13 protein-coding genes are annotated in these 16,537 nt (G+C 58.5%); 6 read left to right on the top strand and 7 right to left on the bottom strand.

Translation table 11 applies throughout. From position 1 onward, the window contains the following. Positions 1 to 128: 128 nt before the first annotated feature. The 3 genes from hcr to TAN611_RS08335 all read right to left on the bottom strand — a co-directional run bounded on the left by hcr (position 129) and on the right by TAN611_RS08335 (position 3,896). Entirely contained in the window at positions 129 to 1,133 is a 1,005-nt protein-coding gene (hcr, locus tag TAN611_RS08325) for an NADH oxidoreductase (protein WP_203067526.1), read from the bottom strand. 54 nt (positions 1,134 to 1,187) lie between these two features. Further along, the gene (hcp, locus tag TAN611_RS08330) at positions 1,188 to 2,837 is read right to left on the bottom strand and encodes a hydroxylamine reductase (protein WP_203067527.1); all 1,650 of its coding nucleotides are present in this window, start codon (positions 2,835 to 2,837) and stop codon (positions 1,188 to 1,190) included. Between the two features lie 162 nt (positions 2,838 to 2,999). Next, positions 3,000 to 3,896 carry a lysine exporter LysO family protein gene (locus TAN611_RS08335; RefSeq protein ID WP_105230498.1) on the bottom strand — a complete coding sequence of 299 codons (897 nt, stop codon included), beginning with the start codon at positions 3,894 to 3,896 and terminating at the stop codon, positions 3,000 to 3,002. 187 nt (positions 3,897 to 4,083) lie between these two features. Here TAN611_RS08335 and TAN611_RS08340 point away from each other — a divergent pair, with 187 nt between their 5' ends. Continuing rightward, positions 4,084 to 5,742 (top strand): ATP-dependent endonuclease, encoded by a 1,659-nt coding sequence (locus tag TAN611_RS08340; RefSeq protein WP_111737409.1) that lies wholly within the window; start codon positions 4,084 to 4,086, stop codon positions 5,740 to 5,742. A 22-nt stretch (positions 5,743 to 5,764) separates the two neighbouring features. Here the strand turns inward: TAN611_RS08340 and TAN611_RS08345 are convergent, their stop codons facing one another. Beyond that, the gene (locus tag TAN611_RS08345) at positions 5,765 to 6,715 is read right to left on the bottom strand and encodes a VirK/YbjX family protein (protein WP_105230500.1); all 951 of its coding nucleotides are present in this window, start codon (positions 6,713 to 6,715) and stop codon (positions 5,765 to 5,767) included. A 23-nt stretch (positions 6,716 to 6,738) separates the two neighbouring features. Here TAN611_RS08345 and TAN611_RS08350 point away from each other — a divergent pair, with 23 nt between their 5' ends. The 3 genes from TAN611_RS08350 to macB all read left to right on the top strand — a co-directional run bounded on the left by TAN611_RS08350 (position 6,739) and on the right by macB (position 12,007). Then, entirely contained in the window at positions 6,739 to 8,727 is a 1,989-nt protein-coding gene (locus tag TAN611_RS08350) for a hypothetical protein (protein ID WP_238404524.1), read from the top strand. A 221-nt stretch (positions 8,728 to 8,948) separates the two neighbouring features. Further along, positions 8,949 to 10,061 carry a macrolide transporter subunit MacA gene (macA, locus tag TAN611_RS08355; RefSeq protein WP_203067528.1) on the top strand — a complete coding sequence of 371 codons (1,113 nt, stop codon included), beginning with the start codon at positions 8,949 to 8,951 and terminating at the stop codon, positions 10,059 to 10,061. Beyond that, positions 10,061 to 12,007, top strand: a complete 1,947-nt coding sequence (gene macB / locus TAN611_RS08360) for a macrolide ABC transporter ATP-binding protein/permease MacB (protein WP_105230503.1) — start codon at positions 10,061 to 10,063, stop codon at positions 12,005 to 12,007. Before macA ends, macB begins: the two co-directional genes overlap by 1 nt. A gap of 77 nt (positions 12,008 to 12,084) precedes the next feature. On the opposite strand, the gene cspD is transcribed toward macB, so the two are convergent. Further along, a complete protein-coding gene (gene cspD, locus TAN611_RS08365; RefSeq protein WP_015671737.1) occupies positions 12,085 to 12,306 on the bottom strand; it encodes a cold shock-like protein CspD in 222 nt (73 codons plus the stop codon). 335 nt (positions 12,307 to 12,641) lie between these two features. Here cspD and clpS point away from each other — a divergent pair, with 335 nt between their 5' ends. Together clpS and clpA are read left to right on the top strand one after the other, a co-directional pair. Further along, positions 12,642 to 12,962, top strand: a complete 321-nt coding sequence (gene clpS / locus TAN611_RS08370; protein ID WP_105230504.1) for an ATP-dependent Clp protease adapter ClpS — start codon at positions 12,642 to 12,644, stop codon at positions 12,960 to 12,962. Positions 12,963 to 12,989: 27 nt separating this feature from the next. Further along, positions 12,990 to 15,269, top strand: a complete 2,280-nt coding sequence (clpA, locus tag TAN611_RS08375) for an ATP-dependent Clp protease ATP-binding subunit ClpA (RefSeq protein WP_105230505.1) — start codon at positions 12,990 to 12,992, stop codon at positions 15,267 to 15,269. A gap of 213 nt (positions 15,270 to 15,482) precedes the next feature. Here clpA and infA read toward each other — a convergent pair whose 3' ends face one another. Continuing rightward, positions 15,483 to 15,701, bottom strand: a complete 219-nt coding sequence (gene infA, locus TAN611_RS08380; protein ID WP_002211347.1) for a translation initiation factor IF-1 — start codon at positions 15,699 to 15,701, stop codon at positions 15,483 to 15,485. Positions 15,702 to 15,827: 126 nt separating this feature from the next. Next, positions 15,828 to 16,532, bottom strand: a complete 705-nt coding sequence (aat, locus tag TAN611_RS08385; protein ID WP_105230506.1) for a leucyl/phenylalanyl-tRNA--protein transferase — start codon at positions 16,530 to 16,532, stop codon at positions 15,828 to 15,830. Positions 16,533 to 16,537 lie beyond the last annotated feature (5 nt).

The raw sequence follows: 16,537 nt of genomic DNA on the forward strand, positions 1-16,537 counted from the left end.
GGTATCCCCGGCGTTTAACTACGGGGATATAAAGGTCTTCTCAGCTTAGCAAGCTTCGGGGATTACAATAGAACGGGATGAGGAATAGTTTTCGCCAATAAGTGCCCCGCGAAAAACGGGGCGCGGGATCAGGCGAGGGTGACGTCGCCGTGCAGTTGGCAGCTGCAGGCCAGTACGTAGCCCTGGGCGATCTCTTCCGGCGTCAGCGTCATGGTGCTGGTGGTGGTGTAGTCGCCGTCGAGCACGCGGGTTTTGCAGGAGCCGCAGACGCCGGCGCGGCAGGCGGCGGTTACCGGCAACCGATGGGATTCCAGCGCCGCCAGCAGCGTGCTGCCGACCGGTGCGCGGAACTCACGCAGCGGCCGGCCGATGCGCAGCGCCAGCGTATTGTCCGCTTGCCCGGCGTTTTCCGCCGGCGTGTGAAACTGCTCTTTATGCAGGCGTGCGGGCGGTACGCCCAGCGCCAGGCACAGCTGTTCAACCTGCGCCATATAGGGGACCGGGCCGCAGGTCATCACCCGGCGTTCGGCGATATCCGGTACGTGCTGCCGCAGTACTGCGTCGCTGATGCGTCCGCTGAGAAAACCGGGCTGCGCACGGTGTTCGGCCATCAGCGTCAGTTTCAGCGACGGGTGTGCGGCGCACAGCTGTCGCCACTGTTCGGCGAAGATCACCGCCTCCGGGCTGCGGACGCTGAAGATCACCTGCACATCGCACGCCGGGCGGTTCGCCGCCAGCCAGCGGCACATCGAGATAATCGGCGTGACGCCGCAGCCGGCGGCCAGCATTAAATAGCGTTCGGCGGGGTGCTGCACGCAGCTGAACTCGCCCTGCGCGTCGGACAGCCATAGCGTATTGCCAGGGCGTACTTCCTGCGTCAGCCAACGCGAGCCGACGCCGTCCGGCAGGCAGCGCACGCTGATGCTGAGGAACGGGCTGAGCCCCGGTGAGGAAGAGAGGGTATAGGCGCGCAGGGTATCTTCGCTGTTGCGGATGCTTACCAGCGCGAACTGACCGGGCTGATAAGGGTAAAAATCGTGGCAGATCAGGTTCAGCGTCCAGACGTCGGCGGTTTCCTGCCGGATGGAATGCACCTGCATGCGGTTCGGACACAAAGAATGGGGTTGGGTCATAAGGCACCTCACTGCGGACGGGGCGCATTTTGCCGCCCCGTAAAAATGACGGAATCAGCCCAGAATGGCCTGCAGATCCTGTTGGACGGTGGTGATCGGACGCATACCGAATTTATCGTTGAGGATCGTCATCAGGTTGTCGGTCAGGAAGCCCGGCGCGGTCGGGCCGGTAAAGATGTTTTTCACCCCCAGCGCCAGCAGCGTCAGCAGGATGACGATCGCTTTTTGCTCAAACCACGACAGCACCAGACTGAGCGGCAGATCGTTGACGCCGCAGCCTAGTTTCTCAGCCAGTTTTACCGCCAGCATAATCGCAGAATAGGCGTCATTGCACTGGCCGACGTCCAGCAGGCGCGGCAGGCCTTCCAGCGTGCCGAAATCCAGTTTGTTAAAGCGGTATTTGCCGCATGCCAGCGTCATAATCAGGCAGTCCTGCGGCACCGCGCGGGCGAAGTCGGTGTAGTAACTGCGTTCACCGCGGCTGCCGTCGCAGCCGCCGACCAGAAACACATGACGCAGTTTTTTGCGGCTGACCAGATCGATCACCGTATCGGCGGCGTTGAGCAACGTCTGGCGGCCGAAGCCCACGGTGATCAGGTGCTCTATCTCGCTGTAGGGGAAGCCGGCCATGCCCTGCGCCTGGCGGATGATGGCGGAAAAGTCATCGCCGTCCAGGTGATTGACGCCCGGCCAGCCAACGATGCTGCGGGTCCAGATACGGTCGCCGTAATGGCCGACGTTCGGGTCAATAATGCAGTTGGAGGTCATGACGATCGGGCCGGGGAATTTGGCAAACTCCACCTGCTGGTTTTGCCAGCCGCTGCCGTAGTTGCCGACCAGATGTTTGAATTTTTTCAGTTCCGGATAGCCGTGCGCCGGCAGCATTTCGCCGTGGGTATAGACGTTGACGCCCTGGCCTTCAGTCTGTTCCAGCAGCATGCGTAAATCTTTTAAATCATGGCCGGAAATCAAAATTGCTTTACCGGCCACCGGCCGCACGTTGACCGAGGTGGGCTGCGGATCGCCATACGCGTCGGTTTCTCCTCGGTCGAGGATCGCCATCACGCCGAAGTTCATGTGGCCGATGGCCATGGCATTGCTTAGCAGGGTGTCGACGTCGCGCGGTTGGGTGCCCAGCCAGGCCATCAGCCCGTGATACTGGGCATAGATCGCGTCATCGTACTGGCCGAGAACGTGGGCGTGCTCCATATAGGCTGCGGCGCCTTTGAGCCCGTACAGGCACAGCATACGCAGGCCGTGTACGTCGTCCCCCACCTCGGCCTTATCCTGATCGAGAGCAAACTGCGCCGCCTGTTGCAGCAGGCTGTCGATATCATCGCCGGCCAACTGCAGCGCCGCCAGCGGATGGTCGACCGTGACCGACGGTTCCAGCAGGCGGCAGCGCGCCGCCAGCGTATCGCGCAGCGCGATGGTCTCCCGCGCGTAGCTGATAATGCGCGCCGAGTCGAAGTTGACGTTGGTCAGCGTGGAAAAGAAAGCGCGCGGGGCGAAGCTGTCGATCTGGTGGTCGATAATGCCCAGCGCGCGCGCCTGCAGCGCCCAGGCGGACAGGCCCTGCAGCGCGGCGACCAGCAGATCCTGCAGATCGGAGGTTTCGGCGGTTTTGCCGCACATGCCCTGCGCATAGGCGCAGCCGTTGCCGGCCGGGGTTCGGATGGTTTGTTCACATTGCACACAAAACATAATCGCGTCCTTTTTAAAGCTGCATTTAAAATGCTTGTTTTGGAGCATAGATCGGCAACTGCCGGGGCAAAAGCGTTTTGTCGGAAAAGTGACGTAAGTTTGATTTAACGCAAAATCGCGTGCGGATGAGAACGATTCCGGGGGGAATGCCCCCGGAAACGGTCAGGAGAACAGGGCGATCAGTACCGGCGCCATCAGGCTCAGCAGGAAGCCGTGGACGATGGCCGGCGGTACGATCTCCAGGCCGCCGCTGCGCTGCAGCACCGGCAGGGTGAAATCCATCGAGGTGGCGCCGCACAGGCCCAGCGCCGTCGAGCGGCTGCGGCGGATAAGCGTGGGGATCAGCATAATCGCCACCAGTTCGCGCAGCAGATCGTTAAAGAAGGCGGTGCTGCCGAGTACCGGGCCGTAGGCGTCGCTGATCAAAATGGCGGACAGCGAATACCAGCCAAAGCCGGAGGCCACCGCCAACCCGGCTTTCACCGGCACCCCCAGCAGCCAGGCCGCCAGCGCACCGCCGGCCAGCGCGCTGATGGCCACGACCACGCCGACCAGCATGCCGCGGCGGTTAACAATGATCTGCCGCAGCGTCATACCGCTGTTGCGCAGCTGAATCCCCACCAGAAACAGCAGGAAAATCAGCGCGTACTCGCTGCCGGCAGTGGCGTAGTGCAGCCAGGGCCACTGCGTCAGGCCGAGCAGGAAGCCAATCAGCACCACGCCGCACAGTTGCAGCGACTCTAACGCCATATGCAGGCGTGAGGGCAGCTTCTCCTGTTTATGCGTGCTGCGCCACGGCAGTTTGCGCTCCAGCAGGTACAGCGCCAACGCGTTGGCGAGGAAGATGCAGAGGAAAAACGCGGCGGTGTATTGGAAGATCAGCAGCAGATTACTGCTGAGGTTTTCCAGAAACGCCAGACTGATGCCCATTAAAAACAGAATAACGTACACCATCCGGCTGAGCAGACGGTTGATGCTCTGGATAAGGCGATGGCTGTGCAGCGGGATAAGGTAGCCGGCGATCAGCGGCACCAGAATGATCAACAGTCCTGAATACATGACGACAAAATTTCCTTGCTCAAATCGCCACGGCAAGTGCCGTGCGACCGCAACAGGCTAATCAAAACCCTCTTCAGAGTAAAGTAGCAGATTTACGCGCGTTTGCTTGACCTGCGGGGGGATTGTTGACCATGCTCAGAGTCGTCATTCGACAGAGAGTGGCGAAGGTTCGCACGGGAGGCGACAGATGTACTTAGAACGCATTGAGATTGTAGGTTTCCGTGGCATTAATCGGCTGTCGCTGACGCTGGATGACAACACGCTGCTGCTCGGAGAAAACGCCTGGGGTAAATCCAGCCTGTTGGATGCGCTGACGCTGCTGCTGGCGCCGGAAGAGACGCTGTACCGCTTCGAAACGCATGACTTCCACTTCCCGCCCGGTGATGAAGCGGCCAAGGAGCGCTACCTGCAGATCATTTTTACGTTCTGTGAGAAGGACATCGGGCATGCCCATCTGCCGCGCTATCGCCATCTATCGCCGCTGTGGGTCAAGGCGGAGGATGGCCTGAGCCGCATCCATTATCGCTGCGAAGGGGAGATGACCGATGATGACACGGTGTGTACCTGGCGCAGCTTTCTGGATGCCGACGGCAACCCGCTGTTGCTGCATCATATCGACCGGCTGGTGCGCAGCATTATTCGCATTCACCCGGTGCTGCGGCTGCGCGATGCGCGCTTTATCCGGCGTTTACGCCCCAGCTCGCTCGGCGATCGGTTGCCTGCCGATAACGAGGCGCTGGCGCAGCAGCTTGACCAACTGACGCGTGAACTGGTGCGCAACCCGCAGAAACTGACCAATGGCGAGCTGCGTCAGGGACTGGCGGCGATGCAGCAACTGCTGGAGCACTATTTTTCCGAGCAGGGTTCACACGTCGCCGGGCCGCGACGACAGCGCCGGCAGCAGGAGCAGCAGGCGTGGCGTTCGCTCGATAATATCAACCGCATGGTGGCCGAGCCGAACAGCCGCAGCATGCGGCTGATTTTGCTGGGCATGTTCTCGACGCTGCTGCAGGCCAAGGGGAATGTGAAGCTGGAACCTCATGCGCGCCCGCTGCTGCTGGTGGAGGATCCGGAAACCCGCCTGCATCCGATTATGCTGTCGGTCGCCTGGGGATTGCTGAATCAGCTGCCGCTGCAGCGCATCACTACCACCAACTCCAGCGAACTGGTATCGCTGGTGCCGGTGGTGCACGTCTGCCGGCTGGTGCGCGAGTCCGGCCGGGTGGCGACCTATCGCCTTGGGTCACGCGGTCTCGGGCCGGAAGACAGCCGGCGTATCGCCTTCCATATCCGGTTTAACCGTCCTTCTTCGCTGTTCGCCCGCTGCTGGCTGCTGGTGGAAGGGGAGACCGAAGTATGGCTGCTGAACGAGCTGGCGCGGCAGTGCGGGCATAATTTTCAGGCCGAGGGCGTCAGGGTGATTGAATTTGCCCAGTGCGGGTTAAAACCGCTGCTGAAGTTTGCCCGGCGGATGGGGATTGAGTGGCATGCGCTGGTGGATGGCGACGAGGCCGGCAAAAAGTACGCCAATACCGTGCGCAGCATGCTGGACAATCATGAGGATAATGAACGTGACCGTCTGACGGCGCTGCCGGCGGCGGACATGGAACACTTTATGTATAAAGAGGGATTCAGCCCGGTGTATCACCGGGTGGCCTCGGTGCCGGTTAACGCTCAGATGCCGATGCGCAAGGTGATCCTGAAAGCGGTGCACCGCGCCTCGAAGCCGGATCTGGCGATCGAAGTGGCGATGCAGGCGGGCGAGTGGGGCACCGACGCGGTGCCGGCGCTGCTGAAAAAAATGTTCTCACGGGTGATCTGGCTGGCGCGCGGCCGGGCCGACTAAGCCGCAGCCGCCAGCCATGCTCTCACCGGGAAAAATGCGCGGCCAGCCCCTGTTCCAACGCGTCCAGCAGTTGATAGCGGCGGCGGTATTCCGCGCGTTTTTTGCTGGCGACCTCCTCCAGCGGTTTGCGGGCGATGCGTTCCGGCAGCAGGAAGTAGCCGCCGGGCAGCGGCCGAGCCGCCATCGACAGCCAGAACTGGTCATAATCGGCATGCAGCAGGTCGCGCTTTTTGTTTTTATAGCGCCAGTTCTGGTAAATATGACTGCCGTTGCCGACGGCCACCACTTGCTGAATCCCCAGATGGCGCGCCAGGTGGCACACCCCTTCCAGCACCAGCCGTTTGGGGAACAGGCCGTGGCAGGCTTTAGTCGCGTGCTGAATCTCGCTGTGCGGCACGTCAACGTTTGCCCCCTGCAGACCGCCGATAAACAGCGTACTCTTTTGCCGGAAATGCATCAGGGTGAAGGTGATTTCCGCCAGCATAATGCCCGCGGCGTTGCGCAGCAGCAGCGTAGTTTCTCCCTCCTTGTTCAGCTTATCGATCGCCGCCAGTTCCAGCGTCACCGTCTCGCCGTTTTTATCCGTCGCGTGGCTTAACACCAGCGGCTGTGTTCCCAGGTGCCCGTGCAGCATTTTCCCCGGCATGCGCTGGGCAATCAGATCGTAGTGGTCGCGCAGCGCAAACAGGCCGTCGAGTTTGCTCATATTGGCCGCCAGATACGGGCGGTGCAGTTTGCACGGCAGGTTGGGCTGCGCGCGCAGGATGGTTTCCAGCAGCGGGTTGTCCGCCAGCGTGTTCATCAGCCCGCTGGTGGTCTGCCAGTTCAACAGAGAACGGCTGAGGAACTTCAGGCGAAACGAGGTTTTGCGCCAGCACTGGGCGGGCGCCATGCTGCCGCTTAGCAGCGCGGTGATTAACCGTTGGCCGTTCATCGGCTGGCTGGCGACGAGCGGAAAGCTGAATTGTGACATGGTGAAGTCCTTGACGATATTGAATGGCGCTATTTCATCAAGGGGTGACTAAACGGCAGTTCAATATTGCCGGTGCGGTATTAGGAATATTCATTATGTTGAGCTGCGGTTTAACGATCGCTGTGTGCCAAGGCTCTGAATGCGATGTTGTTGTGTGGTTAATGGTAGGTTTCCATTTTGTATTAAATATTGCGGCGTCTGTTTACATTGTTATCTCACTCAACGCAGTAAGACAGGAACAATATATGGCAGAGCCAAAAGAGCTGAAACAAACACTGGTAAGTCGTGAAGACGCGATTCGTCGCGGCGGATATCTTCCCGTTGGTTATTTTAAAAATGGCTTTACCTTGGAGTCCGCTAATCAGGCGCTCTATTTGGAAAGCACGTTGGGATATGTTGTATGGCGGGGCGCGTTGCCGAAAGTGGTCGCTCCAAATACAACGCCGGAAGCAACGGGCGGTTTTGCCCCCGACGCCTGGGTCGAAGTGAGCGGCATGGCGTCGTCGTTCAAGCTTAATAATATGGTGCTGGTGGAAGATTTCTATCATCTGGTCACTGCCGATGGCGACTGGACGCAGGCGGCGCAGGCGGCATTGGCTTATGCCATCAATCATGATCTCAATAAAGTGTGGTCGTTCCAACAGTTGGCGTTTAAGTCGCCGTTGATTATTGATAACTGGACTCACGGCCTGGAAATGCGTTTTGCCTCGCTGGAAGCGCATGCAAGCTTCCCGGCTTATACGGACTGGAAAAATGCTACACCGCTGATCATGATTGGCAAGGAAGGCGGCTCGATGGTAGGTCTTGAGATCCATATCGGTTCTATAAATGGCAGGGCGCGTGCCAATGGTATTTCTATCCGTGGGAAAGGATGCGGCGGTTCACGACTCCATATTGGCAAGGCGATTGGCTGTAATATTGTTTATGACTGCAGCCAGCAAATACATGCGTCGGCGTCTAACTTTATTACCGGCGATTATTGGTATCAAGGCAATATGGGAGCTTATTTTGCCAAGGGAACATCCGGTGATTACCCCATTGCCGAAGGGCACAAGCTTTCTGTCGGGTTTATTACGCAGATGCGCTATGGTGGTTCGCTATGGCGTAATGGGGCGCAATATGGCCAGATTTCTGGCGATGCGGACTTCAACGGGCGTTTCCTCTGTGAAGTGACGTTATCCAGTCAATCGTTTAATGGTCTGACGCGCGGTGCGGAGATTACCAACGGCACGGCGACGGGCGAGGTTCTGGCTTTTTATGTGCCAACGGCCGGCGTCTATAAGGTGCTTATCATTGAAAAAAATGATGTTTCCGGTGGAAAAAGTGCTTTCGCTGCGGGTGATACATTAACTTCCGGCTCATGGCGCAGCGCTATTTCCGCAGTGCGTACCGCGCAGCAGGGTGAAAATTTCTACTTTGATATTATCCTGGACTTTTATGGCGCGCCTTTTGCCCGGCTTGATGTTGACTGCGGGTATATCGGCGGCCTGGTTGGTCATTCGCTGTATAGCTGCACCCTTAATTATAAGAACTCGTATAGCGTCGCGACAAATTCGGTGAACGGTGCACAGTGGCTGCATTCTGGTACTACGTTAACGTTGCGAGACAGCTACCTCAATAAAAACCTGTTTGATTGCACCTCGGCATTTATAGCCCCGGGTGAAGATTTATATCTGCGTAATTATCGGGCTTATGGTACGGACTTTGCCGCCACGTTTGCGCCGGGCCAGGCTCGCACCATTCGAACATTTAAATATATTGGCATCAACAATGCGCCTGGGGTAAAAGATATCTATGAAGTTCAGGTGTTTGGCCCCACCAACCTAAGTGGCGTCTGTTCAAGCTTTAAGGTGGCGGTGTCGTCAGCAGGTTTGGAGATTTTTGACAGTACGATCAAAGACAGTGCCCGATTAAAACTTATCTATGGTGACAAGGATGCGCCTATGGTTCTGCGAGCGCAGCAAGATTCGCCGCATACCTTCCCCCTCTATTTTACTTTTACGCGAAAATAAGACGTTTATCGCACTGAATCACGGCCGGGAGCGATCCCGGCCGTCTTTTTTTCGCGTCGGGAATATGTGATTTGATCGCGGATAATCGGTTATAGTGCGCGTTAATTGACTAAAGAGCGCGCGTAACGGCGGGATGAAATACCGGGATCGTGGGAATTTGTCCGCTGAAGCGTTCACAATGCGCGATCATCTCCGGTAAAAACAAAAGGATATACCACTTTATGAAGTTTATGGGACGTCTACGACGCAGGACGATCGTCATCGTGGGACTGGTGGTTATCGCCGTGGCGGCATTCTGGTTTTTCCGTCAGCCGGCAGCGGTGGACTATAAAACGGTGAAGGTGGCCAAGCGCGACCTGCAGCAAAACGTACTGGCGACCGGTCAGCTGGATGCGGTACGCAAAGTTGACGTCGGCGCGCAGGTCAGCGGCCAGTTGGAAAGCCTGATGGTTGAAATTGGCGATAAAGTGAAGAAGGGCCAGCTGCTGGGGGTGATCGATCCGCAGCAGGCGCAAAACAGCATCCGCGAAAGCGAGGCGATGCTGCGCGAACTGCATGCACAGCTGCAGCAGGCGCAGGCCGAGCAGCATCTGGCGGCGGTCACCCTGCAGCGCAATCGCGCGCTGTCGCGTGTGCAGGCGGTATCGCGTCAGGATTTGGATAAATACACCAGCGAACTGGCGGTGAAAAAGGCGCAGGTGGAGAGTATCAAGGCGCAAATCGCCCGTAATCAGGCCAGCCTGGATACGGCCAAAATCAACCTGGCCTACACCCGCATCGAAGCGCCGATGGACGGTGACGTGGTGCAGATCACCACCCTGCAGGGGCAAACGGTGATTGCGGCGCAGCAGGCGCCGAACATTCTGACGCTGGCCGATCTCAGCACCATGCTGGTGAAGGCGCAGGTGTCCGAAGCCGACGTTATTCACCTGAAGCCGGGGCAAAAGGCCTGGTTTACCGTGCTGGGCGACCCGAACAAACGCTTTGACGGTGTGCTGAAAGACATTCAGCCGACGCCGGAGAAGGTCAACAACGCCATCTTCTACTATGCCCGTTTTGAGGTGCCGAACCCGCAGGGGCTGTTGCGTCTGCAGATGACCGCACAGGTGCACATTCAGTTGGGCGGCATCAGCCAGGCGATGGCGATCCCGCTGGCGGCGCTGGGCGAGCAAATTGCCGATAACCGCTATTATGTGGCGGTGCTGAAGCAGGGCAAGGAAGAGAAGCGCGAAGTGACCATCGGCATGCGTAACAATATAGACGTGCAGATTGTCAAAGGGCTTGGGGTCGGCGACGAGGTTATCGTTAACCGCGGCGGCGCGGAGGCCAACTGATGGCAACGCTGCTTGAGCTGAGCGGTATCTGCCGCAGCTATCAGTCTGGCGAACAGACCGTCGAGGTGCTGAAGAACGTGACGCTGAGCATCGACGCCGGCGAAATGGTGGCGATTATCGGCGCTTCCGGCTCCGGCAAATCGACGCTGATGAACATTCTCGGCTGTCTCGATAAGCCGAGCGCCGGCACGTACCGCGTGGCGGGGCAGGATGTGGCCACGTTGAACGGTGATGCCTTGGCGGCGCTGCGGCGTGAACATTTCGGCTTTATCTTCCAGCGCTACCATCTGCTGCCGCATCTGAGCGCCTCACACAATGTCGAGGTGCCGGCGGTGTATGCTGGGCTGGGCAAAGCGGCACGGCGCGAACGCGCCACGGCGCTGTTGCAGCGGCTGGGATTGGGGGAGCGCGTCGCGTACCAGCCGAGCCAGCTGTCCGGCGGGCAGCAGCAGCGCGTCAGTATCGCCCGGGCGCTGATGAACGGCGGCCAGGTGATTTTGGCGGATGAGCCGACCGGGGCGCTGGACAGCCACTCCGGCGAAGAGGTGATGGCGATCCTCAAGCAGCTGCGCGAGCAGGGGCATACGGTGATTATCGTCACGCACGATCCGACGGTGGCGCAGCAGGCGGAGCGGATCATTGAAATTCGCGACGGCGAGATCATTAACGACTCCCGGCCGGCAGGCATGCCGAATCCGCAGGCCAAGTCATTGGATCTGGCGACGCCGGCGCCCTCCTGGCAGCAGGCGAGCGGACGTTTTCGCGAAGCGCTGGTGATGGCCTGGCGTGCGATGGCGGCGAATAAAATGCGCACCATGCTGACCATGCTGGGGATTATCATCGGCATCGCCTCGGTGGTCTCCATTCTGGTGATCGGCGACGCCGCCAAACAGATGGTGCTGGCGGATATCAAATCGATCGGCACTAATACGGTCGATATCTATCCGGGCAAAGATTTTGGCGATGACGATCCGGCCTATCGCCAGTCGTTGAAGTATGACGATCTCGATGCGCTGCGTGAACAGCCGTACGTCGGCGCGCTGTCACCGACCATCGGCAGCAGCATGCGGCTGCGCATGGGCAATGTGGATGCGGCGGCGAATGTGACCGGCATCAGCGAACAGTTTTTCCGCGTCTACGGTATGACATTCAACCAGGGGAGCGGCATCGACCAGCTGCAGGTGCAGTCGCAGGCGCAGGTGGTGGTGATCGACGCCAATACCAAGCGCCGTCTGTTCCCGCATCAGAAAGAGGTGGTCGGCGAGGTGATTCTGGTCGGCAATATGCCGGCAACGGTGGTGGGCGTCGCCCAGGAGAAGCAGTCGATGTTCGGTAGCAGCAAAACCCTGAGCGTCTGGGTGCCGTACAGCACCATGGCCAACCGGCTGATGGGCAATGCCTATTTTGATTCGATCACCGTACGCATCCGCGACGGCTACAACAGCCAGGAGGCGGAGCAGCAGCTGACGCGCCTGCTGACGCTGCGCCACGGCAAGAAAGACTTCTTTACCTACAACATGGACAGCCTGGTGCAGACCGCAGAGAAAACCACCCGCACCCTGCAGCTGTTCCTGACGTTGGTGGCGGTGATTTCGCTGGTGGTCGGCGGTATCGGGGTGATGAATATCATGCTGGTGTCGGTCACCGAGCGTACGCGTGAAATCGGCATCCGCATGGCGGTCGGCGCGCGTTCCGGCGACGTGCTGCAGCAGTTTCTGATTGAAGCGGTGCTGGTGTGTCTGGTGGGCGGTGCGCTGGGCATCGGCCTGTCGTTCGCCATCGGCCTGCTGGTGCAGCTGGTATTGCCGGGCTGGCAGATAAGCTTCCCGCCGGCGGCGCTGCTCAGCGCGTTTATCTGTTCCACCGGTATCGGCGTAGTGTTCGGCTATCTGCCGGCGCGCAATGCCGCCCGTCTTAACCCGATTGATGCGCTGGCGCGAGAATAAGGGCCGTCCGGCGGTGATGAAAAATGCCAGTCACCGATGTGGCTGGCATTTTGGTAGGGCGGCGGCGTGCGCCGCCTTCAGGTTACCGCTTCGCTTTCCAGCGGCTCAATCAGGCTGGCGTGGTTGCCCTTCGGGCCTTGATGCACGTCGAATCTGACCTGTTGACCGGCTTTCAGCGTCCGGTAACCATCCATTTTGATCGTCGAATAATGAGCGAAAATATCCTCGCCACCGCCTTCCGGACAGATAAAGCCGAAACCTTTGGCGTTATTGAACCATTTAACAGTACCCGTCTCCATGTTTCTACATCCCTCGCAACGCTATTTTAAGTGAGATGAATAACTGATTTTCAGATGAGCCAAAAAGTGGTTAAAAGACCAGCAGCTCACGAAATTACACTCTAGAACATCTGATCATCACGTCAAGCGATCGGCTTTTGACAGGGGGCGGCAGTTCCTCAAAGTTTGAAGCAGGTAACGCTATTGCCATGCAATCGACGTCGATCGCCGCCGTTTTTATCGGCGCTTTCCCTGCGGCGAAGAGAGGGCGAAGATGATAAAATAGTAGAGATCCCCGTTTGAATAACCTGAATGCGCCCCCATATCTTGGGGTAGACAAGAGAAGATGAGCAGCGATGGGCAATAGCAACGATTGGCTGAATTTTGAACACTTGGCCGAAGAAAAACAAATCGATGCGGTAAAACCGCCGTCAATGTATAAAGTTATACTTAACAACGACGATTACACTCCGATGGAATTTGTGATTGACGTTCTGCAAAAGTTCTTTTCTTATGATATTGAACGCGCAACGCAACTGATGCTTACGGTGCACTATCAAGGCAAGGCGATCTGCGGTGTGTTTACCGCCGAGGTGGCGGAGACCAAGGTCGCTCATGTGAACCGTTACGCGAGGGAGAACGAGCATCCGTTGCTTTGTACGCTGGAAAAAGCCTGATTAAGGCAATCTATTGGGGAGGTGCTTATGCTCAATCAAGAACTGGAACTCAGTCTCAACATGGCTTTCGCCAGAGCGCGTGAGCACAGACACGAGTTTATGACCGTGGAGCACCTGTTGCTGGCGTTACTGAGCAACCCTGCCGCGCGAGAAGCGCTTGAGGCATGTACGGTGGATCTGGCGGCGTTGCGCCAGGAGCTGGAAGCCTTTATCGAACAAACCACGCCGACGCTGCCGGCCAGCGAAGAAGAGCGCGACACCCAGCCGACGCTCAGCTTCCAGCGCGTGCTGCAGCGTGCGGTATTCCATGTGCAATCCTCCGGCCGTAGTGAAGTATCCGGCGCCAACGTGCTGGTGGCGATTTTCAGCGAACAGGAGTCGCAGGCGGCCTATCTGCTGCGCAAGCATGACGTCAGCCGTCTGGACGTGGTGAACTTTATTTCGCACGGTACGCGTAAAGACGAACCGGGCCAGGCGCCGAACAACGCGGAGAACCCGATCAACGAAGAGCAGTCCGGAGGGGAAGACCGTATGGAAAACTTCACCACCAACCTCAATCAGCTGGCTCGGGTAGGCGGCATCGATCCGCTGGTCGGCCGCGACCGCGAACTGGAACGCGCGATTCAGGTACTGTGCCGCCGCCGCAAGAACAACCCGCTGCTGGTGGGGGAATCGGGCGTGGGTAAAACCGCGATTGCCGAAGGGCTGGCGTGGCGTATCGTTCAGGGCGACGTGCCGGAAGTGATGGCGGACTGCACCCTGTATTCACTGGATATCGGCTCGCTGCTGGCGGGCACCAAATACCGCGGCGACTTCGAGAAGCGTTTCAAGGCGCTGCTCAAACAGCTGGAGCAGGATCAGAACAGCATCCTGTTTATCGATGAGATCCACACCATCATCGGCGCCGGGGCAGCCTCCGGCGGGCAGGTGGACGCCGCCAACCTGATCAAACCGCTGCTGTCGAGCGGCAAGATCCGGGTGATCGGATCCACCACCTATCAGGAGTTCAGCAATATCTTTGAGAAGGATCGCGCGCTGGCGCGCCGCTTCCAGAAGATCGATATTACCGAACCGACGCCGGAAGAGACCGTGCAGATTATCAACGGTCTGAAAACCAAATACGAAGCGCATCACGATGTGCGCTATACCGCCAAAGCGGTGCGCGCGGCGGTGGAGCTTTCGGTGAAATACATCAACGACCGTCATCTGCCGGACAAGGCGATCGACGTGATTGATGAAGCCGGCGCGCGCAGCCGTCTGATGCCGGTCAGCAAGCGCAAGAAAACCGTCAACGTGGCGGATATTGAATCCGTGGTGGCGCGCATTGCGCGCATTCCGGAGAAAACCGTCTCGGCGAGCGACCGCGATGTGCTGAAAAACCTGGGCGACCGCCTGAAGATGCTGGTGTTCGGTCAGGATCCGGCTATCGAAGCGCTGACCGAAGCGATCAAAATGAGCCGCGCCGGTCTGGGGCATGAGCGTAAGCCCGTCGGTTCCTTCCTGTTCGCCGGCCCGACCGGCGTCGGTAAAACCGAGGTTACGGTACAGCTGGCGAAGGCGCTGGATATCGAGCTGCTGCGCTTTGATATGTCCGAGTATATGGAACGTCATACCGTCAGCCGCCTGATTGGTGCGCCTCCGGGCTATGTCGGCTACGATCAGGGCGGCCTGCTGACCGATGCGGTGATTAAGCATCCGCATGCAGTGGTGCTGCTCGATGAGATCGAGAAGGCGCACCCGGACGTGTTCAACCTGCTGCTGCAGGTGATGGATAACGGTACGCTGACCGATAACAACGGCCGTAAGGCCGACTTCCGCAACGTGATCCTGGTGATGACTACCAACGCCGGGGTGCGCGAAACGGAACGTAAATCCATTGGCCTGATTGAGCAGGACAACAGCACCGATGCGATGGAAGAGATCAAGAAAGTGTTTACGCCGGAATTCCGTAACCGTCTGGACAACATTATCTGGTTCAACCATCTGTCAACGGCGGTGATCCAGCAAGTGGTCGACAAGTTTATTGTCGAACTGCAGGCGCAGCTGGACGCCAAAGGCGTTTCGCTGGAGGTCAGCGATGAAGCGCGCGACTGGCTGTCGGTGAAAGGCTATGACCGTGCGATGGGCGCGCGTCCGATGGCGCGGGTGATGCAGGAAAACCTGAAGAAACCGCTGGCGAATGAGCTGCTGTTCGGTTCTCTGGTGGATGGTGGTTCAGTGAAGGTTGAGCTGGATCCGGATACCCAACAGCTGACCTATCACTTCCTCAGCGCCCAGAAGCGTAAAGCGGATGAAGGCGTGCATTAATCCGGCAACGGTATGATGCGGTAATAAAAAAAGCGATGCTTCGGCATCGCTTTTTTATGCGCCGGACAGCGCGCAATGAATATGAGTGAGCCCTCTCAGTTTACCTACGCACTTGCAACTCAGTGCTGAACGCTGCGGCGGGGGTAAACGGAAAGGGCTCAGGGCGGGATTTACATCCTCAGCGTCGCCACGGACTGGCGACCGGTCAGCCGATTAACGGCTACGGAAGACAATGCGGCCTTTGCTCAGGTCGTACGGGGTCAGCTCTACAGTGACTTTGTCGCCCGTCAGGATGCGGATATAGTTTTTACGCATTTTACCGGAGATATGAGCGGTAACCACGTGCCCGTTTTCCAATTCAACGCGGAACATGGTGTTCGGCAGCGTATCAAGAACGGTGCCTTGCATTTCAATATTGTCTTCTTTGGCCATCGAATCCTCTAGGTGTAACTACCTTAGTTTTTAACCGGCAAGATAATGCCGAAAAACCCACATTATGTAAAGATGTGTCGGTGAACAATGCACCGTTTCCGCAAATTAGTTTGTCGGTGAGGACGGTTAAACCTGCTGTGGGGGTATCACTTGCGCTGCCCAGCACTCTGCCGCCAACGGTCGGCGCTGAAGCTCGCTGAGCTGCTGTAAAAAACTGCGCCGGGAAATTTCCCTCGCGCCAAGCGAGGCAGTGTGCGCGTTCAACACCTGACAGTCAATCAATTCCCCGCCAAAAGCGGCAAAATGACGGCAAAACGCCATCAGCGCGCATTTTGAGGCGTTGGTGACGCGGCTGAACATTGACTCGCCGCAGAACAGCGCGCCCTGAGCGACGCCATACATGCCGCCGACCAGTGCGTCATCTTGCCAGACCTCGACCGAATGGGCGTAGCCCAGACGGTGCAGATGCAGATAGGCGCGCTGTACCTCCGGGCCGATCCAGGTGCCGTCCTGTGGCCGTTCGGCGCAGGCGGCAATCACCGCGGCGAAGTCATGGTTCAGCGTAATGCGGAACGGGTCGGCGCGCAGGAAGCGTTTGAAGCTGCGGCTGATATGGCGCTCGGCCGGGTATAACACCGCGCGCGGATCCGGCGACCACCACAAGATCGCCTCGCCCGGCGAATACCAGGGGAAAATGCCGCGCTGGTAAGCGGCCAGCAGGCGTGGCGCGCTCAGATCGCCGCCAATCGCCAGCAGGCCGTTAGGATCGCGCAGCGCGCCCTCCGCTGAAGGGAAGGCGACGGAGTGCGGCGACAGTTTCACTATGCGCATATCAC

Source organism: Serratia sp. Tan611, assembly GCF_905188235.1.
In the GTDB taxonomy this organism is placed as follows: domain Bacteria; phylum Pseudomonadota; class Gammaproteobacteria; order Enterobacterales; family Enterobacteriaceae; genus Serratia_B; species Serratia_B rhizosphaerae.